We start from the raw sequence: 2,137 nt of genomic DNA, 5'->3' as shown, positions 1-2,137 counted from the left end.
GTCGTGGATCGCCCCCGAGATCCGGGCCGTCCCCACGGTGTCGTAGGGGTTCATCGCCGCCACGAGCCGGAACCCGTCCGCCGACGGCACACGCCCGAGCCGGGGCACGTTGAGCTCGCGCTCCGACATCACCGTGAGCAGCACGTTGAGCGTCTCCTCCGGCACGCGGTTGAGCTCCTCGACGTAGAGCAGACCGCCCTCGCGCATCGCCTCGAGCAGCGGCCCGTCGACGAACACCTCTGCGCGATAACCGCGCTCGAGCACCAGCGCCGGGTCGAAGTGGCCCACCAATCGGGCAGGGGTCAGCTCCGCGTTGCCCTCGACGAGCACGAACGTGCTCTCCCGGTCGGCGGCCACCCGACGCAGCAGGGTGGACTTGCCGGTGCCGGGCGGGCCCTCGAGGACGACGTGGGCGCCACTGGCCAGGGCTGCTTCGAGCAGCTCGACCTCACGCCCCCGTCCGACGACGGGCCCGGCCGACACCCGCGGCATACCAGTGGTGGACTGCGTCACGCGTGCTCGTGTATCACGACCCCGCGCACGTTCTTGCCGGCGAGAAGGTCGTCATAGCCCTCCTGCACCTGGTCGAGCGTGTAGGTGCGAGTGATGATCTCGTCGAGCTTGAGGTCTCCGCTCTGGTAGAGCGAGAGGATCCGCGGGATGTCCACGGTGGGGTTGCAGTCGCCGAAGAGGCTGCCCTTGATGGTCTTCCGGTAGAGGGTGAGGATCGTGCCCGGCAGCTCGATGTTCTGCTCCATCAGCTTGTTGAGGCCGGTGAGCACCACGGTGCCGCCCTTGCCCACGGCGTGGAAGCCGCCGGCCACGATCTCGGAGGTCATCAGGCCCGGGGTGAGGATCGCGGAGTCGGCCATCTGGCCCCGTGTCATGTCGGTGAGGGCCGCCATCGCCTCGTCGGTGCTGGCGAACGCGTGCGTCGCGCCCAGCTCCATCGCCTTCTCCCGCTTGTTCTCCAGCGGGTCGATGGCGATGACGTTCTTGGCCCCGGCATACCGGGCGCCCTGCACGGCGTTGATGCCGATGCCCCCGATGCCGACGACGAGGACGGTGTCCCCGGCGCGGACGTTGGCCGTGTTGACCGCCGCTCCCCAGCCGGTCGGCACGCCGCACCCGACGAGGACGGCCTTCTCGAGCGGCAGGTCGTCGTCGACCTTGACCGCGGAGTTCTGGTGGATGACGCCGTACTGGCTGAAGGTGCCGAGCATGCACATGGCGCCGTACTGGCCCCGCGGGCCGGTGATCGGGAAGCGCTCACCGGGCAGGTAGCCCTCGAGGATCGTCGCGCCCATGTCGCAGATCGACTGGCGGCCGGTGGCGCAGTAGCGGCAGGACCCGCAGTTGGGGATGAACGAGCAGACCACGTGGTCGCCGACCTTGACGCGCGTCACGCCCGGCCCAACCTCCTCGATGATCCCGGCACCCTCGTGGCCGAGCACCATCGGCAGGCGCGCCTCGAGATCACCGTGGGCGACGTGAACGTCGGAGTGGCAGAGCCCGGCATGGGTGTAGCGGATGAGGACCTCGCCCTCACGGGGGCCGTCGAGGTCGAGCTCCTCGATCTCGATCGGCTTGCCGGCTTCGTAGACGACTGCGGCTTTGGTCTTCACAGGCGGGCTCTCCTCGTGTGGTCGGTGCGGTCGGGGTCCGGGGGGGTCCCGGGCGTCCAGGGGCATTTCCAGGGCCGCGGCGTCGCGTCCGGCGAGGTCGAGCGTGACGTTCTACGGTGGACGTCGGTGCCGTGGATGATCGGTCGTGCTTCTCCGAAGCCTAAGCAGGGAAGGGGCGCAATCGACCTCTCCGTTCGGGCAGGTCCGCCTCGTCCGATCCCGGGCCGACGAGCGCTCCCTCGCCGTTCCGGACGAGGCAGGGGGTGCGAGTTGGTCAGGCGAGGGGGGCGGTGAGCTCGATGTTGATGTCGTCCGGGTCCTGGAAGGACAGGATCGCGAGGCCGGCGTCGGCCAGGTCGATGATCTCGCCGTGCGGGATGCCGGCGTCGCCGAGTGCGGCGTGGGCCCGGGTGAGGGCGTCCCGGGAGTCGACCGTGAAGCTCACGTGGTCGAGGCCGGTGCGGGCCGAGTCGAAGCCGTCGCTGCCGACCGGACGCAGGCCGAAGAGGGTG

General features: G+C 69.9%; 2 protein-coding genes and 1 pseudogene. All 3 read right to left on the bottom strand.

Going from position 1 to position 2,137, the window contains the following annotated elements:
* Positions 1-513: MoxR family ATPase (locus tag Q0R63_RS17720; RefSeq protein WP_295700258.1), on the bottom strand; the 513-nt coding region annotated here is incomplete at its 3' end.
* Positions 510-1,625 carry an NDMA-dependent alcohol dehydrogenase gene (locus tag Q0R63_RS17715; RefSeq protein ID WP_295700254.1) on the bottom strand — a complete coding sequence of 372 codons (1,116 nt, stop codon included), beginning with the start codon at positions 1,623-1,625 and terminating at the stop codon, positions 510-512. The genes Q0R63_RS17715 and Q0R63_RS17720, both read right to left, overlap by 4 nt.
* A gap of 274 nt (positions 1,626-1,899) precedes the next feature.
* A pseudogene (locus tag Q0R63_RS17710) lies at positions 1,900-2,137 on the bottom strand (VOC family protein); the annotation flags it as partial.

Source organism: Lapillicoccus sp., assembly GCF_025353065.1.
Classification (GTDB): domain Bacteria; phylum Actinomycetota; class Actinomycetes; order Actinomycetales; family Dermatophilaceae; genus Lapillicoccus.
The sequence above is the reverse complement of the archived record's forward strand: the minus strand, read 5'-3'. Positions and strand labels throughout refer to the sequence as shown.